General features: G+C 42.4%; 6 protein-coding genes and 5 tRNA genes. All 11 read left to right on the top strand.

What is annotated here, in order from left to right; genetic code table 11:
* Positions 1 to 565 (top strand): NUDIX domain-containing protein (locus tag PE36_RS03945; protein WP_006030664.1); only part of this gene is annotated, 565 nt, incomplete at its 5' end.
* Positions 566 to 797: 232 nt separating this feature from the next.
* Positions 798 to 874: transfer RNA gene (locus PE36_RS03940), tRNA-Pro, on the top strand.
* A gap of 2 nt (positions 875 to 876) precedes the next feature.
* Positions 877 to 953 (top strand) — tRNA-Arg (locus PE36_RS03935).
* 48 nt (positions 954 to 1,001) lie between these two features.
* Positions 1,002 to 1,077: transfer RNA gene (locus tag PE36_RS03930), tRNA-His, on the top strand.
* Positions 1,078 to 1,148: 71 nt separating this feature from the next.
* A tRNA-Leu gene (locus PE36_RS03925) sits at positions 1,149 to 1,233 on the top strand.
* Between the two features lie 4 nt (positions 1,234 to 1,237).
* Positions 1,238 to 1,314, top strand: a tRNA-Pro gene (locus PE36_RS03920).
* A 124-nt stretch (positions 1,315 to 1,438) separates the two neighbouring features.
* Positions 1,439 to 1,774 (top strand): hypothetical protein, encoded by a 336-nt coding sequence (locus tag PE36_RS03915; RefSeq protein WP_006030663.1) that lies wholly within the window; start codon positions 1,439 to 1,441, stop codon positions 1,772 to 1,774.
* A gap of 369 nt (positions 1,775 to 2,143) precedes the next feature.
* Complete coding sequence (locus tag PE36_RS03910; RefSeq protein ID WP_006030662.1) at positions 2,144 to 2,797, top strand: GntR family transcriptional regulator; 654 nt, start codon at positions 2,144 to 2,146, stop codon at positions 2,795 to 2,797.
* A 375-nt stretch (positions 2,798 to 3,172) separates the two neighbouring features.
* Positions 3,173 to 5,194, top strand: a complete 2,022-nt coding sequence (locus PE36_RS03905; RefSeq protein ID WP_006030661.1) for a TonB-dependent siderophore receptor — start codon at positions 3,173 to 3,175, stop codon at positions 5,192 to 5,194.
* 19 nt (positions 5,195 to 5,213) lie between these two features.
* On the top strand, positions 5,214 to 6,314 hold the full coding sequence (locus tag PE36_RS03900) for an ABC transporter substrate-binding protein (protein WP_083797971.1): 1,101 nt from the start codon (positions 5,214 to 5,216) through the stop codon (positions 6,312 to 6,314).
* Complete coding sequence (locus PE36_RS03895; protein ID WP_006030659.1) at positions 6,311 to 7,360, top strand: iron ABC transporter permease; 1,050 nt, start codon at positions 6,311 to 6,313, stop codon at positions 7,358 to 7,360. Before PE36_RS03900 ends, PE36_RS03895 begins: the two co-directional genes overlap by 4 nt.

Here is a 7,360-nt window from a genome sequence, read left to right as displayed (position 1 = left end):
TTTTGCAGACGTTGCAGCACCTTCAACCCGTTTAATTGACAGTGCGACTGTTAATATCGAAAGCAAAGATGTCGTTATCATGCAGCGTGCGCTGTTAGAAACAAACCCTAAATTTCGCCAGCTTATTCCCTATGTAGTGGTAAAGCAGGGTGACAAATACTTGGCATACGAACGTTCTAAATCCGGTGGTGAATCTCGTTTACATAACTTATTCAGTATTGGTATTGGTGGTCACGTTGATGCCGTTGATGCGGTTTATGATGAAAAAGGCGTATTCCAGTTAACTGATACGTTACGTACCGGTATGTACCGTGAATTACATGAAGAGTTAGGCTTAACAGAGAGTGATTTTCTTGGCATGACGACAATTGGTTACCTTTCTAAAGATGTAACCCCTGTTGATGAAGTGCATCTAGGTATTGTATTGGTTGCTGAAGTACACGCTGATCTGGTTGTAACTAGTAAAGAAGACGCGTTGAATCTAGCGGGTTTCTTAACTGCGGATGAATTAGCTAAGCTAAATTTAGAGTCTTGGTCTGAAACTGTGGTTGCAGAGCTAGTATAAATAGATTAGAACGTCGATAAGCAGGTTAATTTAGACCTGCTTTGTTATTTATTTGCGTTACTATTTAGTAAAAAGTCTGCAATTAGCATCGAAATCGTGCATATTGTTGTTATAATCTCGCTTGGTGTATAACTATTAGGCAGTTGTTTCTTCGGTTTAATAAACTATTTGACGCGAACAGAGCAACTCTGTAATATCCACCCTCGTTGACAGACGTTGTCTTCAACAAGTTCGGTGATTAGCGCAGCTTGGTAGCGCACCTGGTTTGGGACCAGGGGGTCAGAGGTTCGAATCCTCTATCACCGACCAATGACTCCTTAGCTCAGTTGGATAGAGCAACGGCCTTCTAAGCCGTAGGCCATAGGTTCGAATCCTATAGGGGTCACCATATTAAAATTGATTCGTTTACCAAAACGGGTTGATGTGAAAGTTTGTGGCGGTTGTAGCTCAGTTGGTAGAGCCCCGGATTGTGATTCCGGTTGTCGAGGGTTCAATCCCCTTCAGTCGCCCCATATTTGATGACTCACTCAGGTGATGTTATCGACCCTTGTCAGTATTACCTGCTGATAAGTTGATAGTTAGTGCGGAAGTGGCGGAATTGGTAGACGCGCTAGATTTAGGTTCTAGTATTGCAAAGTGTGAGAGTTCAAGTCTCTCCTTCCGCACCATGTTCGGTGATTAGCGCAGCTTGGTAGCGCACCTGGTTTGGGACCAGGGGGTCAGAGGTTCGAATCCTCTATCACCGACCAATTATTTTTCCAAGTGATTGGAATCTGGAAAAGCCTGCTCATTGAGCAGGCTTTTTTCGTTTGACGTTTTTCAAAATCGTGCTACTTATTGTTTAAGTAAGCATTTAACAACAAAGGCCTATTTATGACTGACAATACACAATTTTTAGAAAAGCTAAACAATGACATCGACATCAAGCTACAGTTCGTTGATTACGCTGAGTTAAAAGTAAATAAACATTTAGCTAAAGCAGACCAGCCAGAAACACAACACTTTGCAATTAGCGCTGCATTATTAGCACTAGAAGAAGCGCAAAACACAGCGACTTATTCTGCGCTATTGAAGTTGTTAGTTGTACAGCTTGAAACTTACCTTACGCTACCTGTTAAAACAGTTGCGGATGATTTTCGTTCTGAAATGACAGACAATATCGCGCAAATAAACGCGCTTGTAGCTGAAGTAGAAGCTGCTGCACTGTAAGACTGTTTTAACTTGAATGTGGAACCATGTTTGAGTTGATGGTGAATAGAAAGATAACAATCTGTTATCTAAGCATAATGCCGCTCGTTTAAGAACACTTGAACGATCTTACAGATAGATCATAATCCTCATTCTTATTTAAGAGTGAGGATTTTTTTTAACCAAGATATGAAAACGTATTAACAACTATTGATGCTAATTGGATTTATAAACCCCTTTTCTGCACTCCGTTTAACTTATTATCATGATGGGACTGTTGCGTAATCACTCACACAAAGATTGGCACCAATTTTCATTGCTATAACTCTTTGACTTGTATAATATTCTTTCAGTTAGTCATAATTCATTTATTTCTAGGTGTAACGTCGAGTGAAAGATAAAAAAATATCCGATCAGCTGATCTCTGAATTGGCGGATCTGTTACAGCACAAAATTCAAAATGGTGAATTTAAAGGTTGTGAATTTTTACGCCAGAATGAGCTAGAAAAGCTGCTGGACGTGAACCGTTTTACCGTGCGTCAGGTGTTAGGCGAATTAACCAATCGTAATGTCCTTGAGCATATTCACTATCGAGGTCATCGGGTTCGTGAGCATAGTGCGGAGGAAAGAGAACAAATTACCGAAGCACGGGCATTGTTGGAATTGGGCGCTGCCAGTCAAGTGCTTGCTAGAATTGATACACAGGGTTTAGTGTTACTTACTGAGCATGCTACAAACTTTGCCAAGGCCTTGGCTGAAGGGGACCATAAGAAACTGATCAAGGCTAACCTTGCCTTTCATCAGCACTATTATAGTTTTTGTACTAACCCTTTTTTGTGTGATTTAATTAATGATTTACGTGAGCAGGGCATACGGGTTAGTCGTCCTGGTTGGCTAAATGTTAAAGCCTCTGAACAGGCACGTGATGAACATTTTGCGATGGTTGAAGCATTGCAAAACAAGGATCTATTGAGCCTGAAAAACTTAATTTATCAACACCTTTACGCTTGGAAAAAATACGTAACGAAAGACCAACCGGCGTAATTTTCTGTTATCTACAACATTATAAATATGTATTTCCTTCGTTTTCTCCTCTGATTGTCTTGCTTGGTTATTTCTCTCTTACTGGGAGAGGAATATATCAACGTAAAATTTGGGCATTATTGCCAATTGTTGATTAAATATTAAGCTTATTTTTCTATAACAACTCAATTCCCCCTTCTTCATCCATGTTCATATTGTATTGATAATTATATTATTTTATCCAGCTTAGTCGTCCTTTATTGACTGGCGTGGTAGTAATTCTTTGCCACCCCTTTAATCGTTAATGAAAATTGTTATCATTTAGCTTTACTAATTGGCGCCAATGTATTAAATTTGCATCGTCAATTTTAAAGGGAAAGGATAGGGAACAGGATAATGAATGTAAAATACGGAAATATTTCGAAACTAAGTTTAGCGATTGGCTTAGTATTGGCAGCGAACAGTGTTGTAGCCCAAGACAATACCGAGACTATGGTGGTGTTCGGTGAGCAGCAACCTACTTATAAACCCGCTGATAACCAAAGTGCGCTAAAAGTAGACATGTCATTATTGGAAGTTCCACAAATGGTTTCTGTGGTTGGCCAGCAAGAGATACAAGATAAAGGCGCGTTAACGCTAGGTGATGCCCTAAAAGGTGTACCGGGTATTGCTTCTCCATCGGGTGAAGGTGCACGAGACCATTTCACTATTCGTGGCTTTGATGCGTTATACGATGTTTATCGTAATGGTCTACGTGATGGCGGCAGTAATCAGGCATTTCGTAGCATGGCTAACGTAGAACGAATCGAAGTCATTAAAGGCTCGGCTGGTGCACTTTATGGTCGCGGCAGTGCTGGCGGTTTAATTAACCTTGTGACCAAAAAAGCGGATGGCCGTAGTGTTGCCGATGTAAAATTACAAGCTGGTAGCTTTGACCGTACAGGCATTACTGCTGACTTGGGGGGTCGTCTAACTGATAATCTGAACGGCCGCATCAACCTGGAATATAAGCAGGGTGATAGCCATGTTGATAATGCCGATTACAATACCCTATTTATTGCCCCGACTTTCCGTCTAGAGCTAAGTGATAATACCCAAGTAGACCTTGACCTTGAATTCATGGATCAGGAAGTTTCTCCGGTTCGAGGTATCCCATCGGTAGACGGTCAACCTATTGATGTTGATAACGGTACCTCTTATGCAAGTTCTAGCGATTTTCAGGAAAATACGTCATTTAATGGTGCATTAAGTATTAAGCATTACTTTAATGACAATACGCAGTGGACCAATAAAATCCATTATTCACGTGTAGAAATGGAGCAAGCCGGTACCCGTAATGTGAAAGTTGTGGGTGATGTGTTAGAGCGTAAAGTGGTTGCCTTTGCTTTTGATCCGCAAGAAGACTCGGGTCTGCAATCTGAGTTAAATATTGAATTAGGTAGTCACCAATTATTAATCGGTGCAGATGCTAATCGTATGAAACGTGTGAGCACTTCGGGTGGCACTACTGCACCGGATGCCCCGCTGTATGCGTCGACTGATTTTAGTTATGACAGACCCGAACTAGCACTAAACCGTACCAATCAGGTGGATTCAACTGCGTTATATTTCCAAGATGTATTAAGCCTAGGCGACTCATGGAAAGTATTAGTCAGTGCCCGCTACGATTGGATCAAAAGCACCCAAGATAAACCGGGTGCCGAGAGCTTTGTTATTAAAGATGACAAATTAAGCCCACGTGCAGGTTTAGTTTTCCAGCCAACAGAAAATAGCGCCATTTATGCCGCTGTGGGCCGTTCTTACGCTCTACCTTGGGGTGGGATTTATGCTGCACCGACCAAAGGAGCGTTGTTAAAAACCGACCTCGCTGAGTTAGGTTTTAAACTCGATTTATTTGACAACCGTCTGGCGCTAAACAGTGCAATTTTTAATATCGAGCGAGAAAATCCAGAAACCAATGATCAAGGTGTTGTGACTGCAGTAAATAATGACCGTCATCGTGGTGTTGAATTGGAGTTAAAGGGTGAGTTAGCTGCAGACTGGTTAATTAGCTCGGGTTATACCTACCTTGATGCGGAAAACAAAGACACGGGTTACAAGGCAAATGATGTACCTGAACATACATTTTCGTTTTGGAATACCTACCAAGTGTCGAATGGCTTTAAAGTCGGCGGCGGCGCTAATTATATTGGTGAACGTTTTGTTGGTAGTAAAGAAGCGGTGAAATTAGACGCTTATACCACGTTGGACTTGATGGCTAATTATCAATGGGATGCGCATATGCTGCAGTTGAACGCGAACAATATCACCGATGAGAAATACTATTCGGGCGCAACGGGGAACTCGAGTGCTTTAACTCAAATTAACCAAGGTGCACCAGCCAACTTCTTGCTTACTTATAGCTATTCATTCAAATAAAGGACTATAACGTTAATTAATGAGACAGCTTATTTTGCTGATACTTTTAGTCTTACCCAGTGTGGGTAAGGCTTTTGTGGTTTCGGACCTGAGCGGCAGACAGGTCACATTCGAACAACCACCAAAGAATATAATTCTTTCCGAAGGACGTATGATGTACCTGGTGATGGCGCTGCAGCCTCAGTCTCCAGGGCATAATATTCGCGCTCTGGCGGATGATCTGGCTAAAGCGGACCGAGACACCTGGCAGAAACTCACTGAATTGTATCCATCCTTCGTTAATAAACCAACTGTGGCCAGTCCTAGCACGGGTCAATTTGACGTTGAGCAAGCCTTTAGCTTAAATGCTGACTTAGTCATATTTAGCCTTAATTATCGAGATAACTTACTGCAATCGGAAACATTAAATCGCCTTGATGCTTTGTCTATTCCCTATTTATTTATCGATTATCGTCACGACTTAAGCAATCACCTTCTACCCAGTATGCACATTCTCGGGCAAGTATTAGGGCAGCAAGCGCAGGCGCAGAAGTTTTCTAACTTTGTGCAAAAGCAATTGAATATTGTTGAGCAAAGGTTAGCGGAAAATAAACATAAGCAACCCTTAGTCTTGCTGGAACGTGCTGCAGGCATTAATGGCCCGGTTTGTTGCCGCGTGTTTGGTCAAGCCAATTTTGGTGCATTTGCCGAGATGGCTGGCGCGATAAATTGGGGCAGTAGCAAAACCTCGGGTGTCTCCGTGGATTTAAACCCGGAAACCCTGTTGGTGGAAGATTTTGATATCATTATCGCCACTACGGGTAACTGGTCGCATAAAAAACAAAGCATTTCTCCGCCTCTGGGTTATTCAGCGCAGCAATCACAGGTCGACTCAGGTATGCAAGCCTTAGTGCAGCGTACTGGTTGGCCACAAATGCCAGTGGTGAAAAATAAACAGGTGTATGTAATCTGGCATCAATATTATAACCACCCAGGTTATTTTGTTGCTATTCAGGTGATGGCTAAGTGGATGCACCCGAGTTTGTTTAGCGATTTGGATCCACAGCAAGTCTGGCAGGAATATCATCAGCAGTTTATGCCATTTCAATCTTCAGGTATTTTTTGGAGTCAATTACCGTGAGTAGTGCCCAGCTTGTTATTACTCAGCAGCGTTTTTTCTATCGTCGCCAGCGTTTAACTAAATCACTTATTTTATTGGCTTTAAGCGTTCTATTAGTGTTTAGTTTTATTTGGGATTTAAGCTCTGGGCCAAGCAGTTATGGGTTGCTTGAGGTAGGTGCATGTTTAGTGGATTGCCCTGATCCTAAATTAGATTTAATCCTGTGGCAGATACGTATGCCCATCGCCCTTATTGCTATTTTGGTGGGGGCGATGCTGGCTTGCGCCGGTGCGCAGATGCAAACTATTTTAAATAACCCGCTGGCCGATCCCTTTACCCTCGGGATCTCTGCTGCTGCCGCCTTTGGCGCTGCGTTAACTTTTGTTTTGGATTGGGCTGTGTTGCCCGTTGCTGGCGTATACATCGTCTCGGTTAATGCGTTTCTGTTTGCCATGCTCAGTGCACTGGTGTTGTTTGCCATCAGCAAAATGCGCGGCGTGGGTTATCAAACGTTGGTATTAGCCGGCATTGCCTTGATGTTCAGTTTTAATGCTTTGTTAGCCTTCTTACAATACATCGCCAGTGAAGATGCACTACAACAATTGGTTTTTTGGACCTTAGGATCTCTAGCGCGGGCCAGTTTTGAAAAGGTCATGATTTGCTCTGTGGTATTAGTCAGTATGTTGCTCTTTTTTTTCCGCTACCGAGACCAATTAACCGCGTTACGTTTTGGTGATGAACAAGCCCGAAGCATGGGTGTTAATGTGGACCGGTTACGTTTGTTTTCCTTGTTGGCTTGTGCGTTATTAGCCTCGGTTGCTGTGGCATTTGTTGGCACCATCGGTTTTGTTGGTTTAGTGGCTCCCCATATCGCGCGTTTATTACTTGGTGAAGACCAACGTTTTTTCTTACCCGGCAGTATCTTAGTCGGGGCGAGTTTGTTATCGCTAGCCAGTGTTCTCAGTAAATTAGTGATCAGTGGTGCTGTATTACCCATAGGTATCACCACGTCCTTGATTGGTATTCCTTGTTTCTTCATTTTAATTTTTACAATAAGGCAGAAATAA

The organism is Moritella sp. PE36, from assembly GCF_000170855.1.
Taxonomy (GTDB): Bacteria; Pseudomonadota; Gammaproteobacteria; order Enterobacterales; family Moritellaceae; genus Moritella.
The sequence above is the reverse complement of the archived record's forward strand: the minus strand, read 5'-3'. Positions and strand labels throughout refer to the sequence as shown.

Coding starts and splice junctions, on each gene's coding strand:
- PE36_RS03900 (WP_083797971.1), top strand. CDS start 5,214: ATGAGACAGCTTATTTTGCTGATACTTTTAGTCTTACCCAGTGTGGGT.
- PE36_RS03905 (WP_006030661.1), top strand. CDS start 3,173: ATGAATGTAAAATACGGAAATATTTCGAAACTAAGTTTAGCGATTGGC.
- PE36_RS03915 (WP_006030663.1), top strand. CDS start 1,439: ATGACTGACAATACACAATTTTTAGAAAAGCTAAACAATGACATCGAC.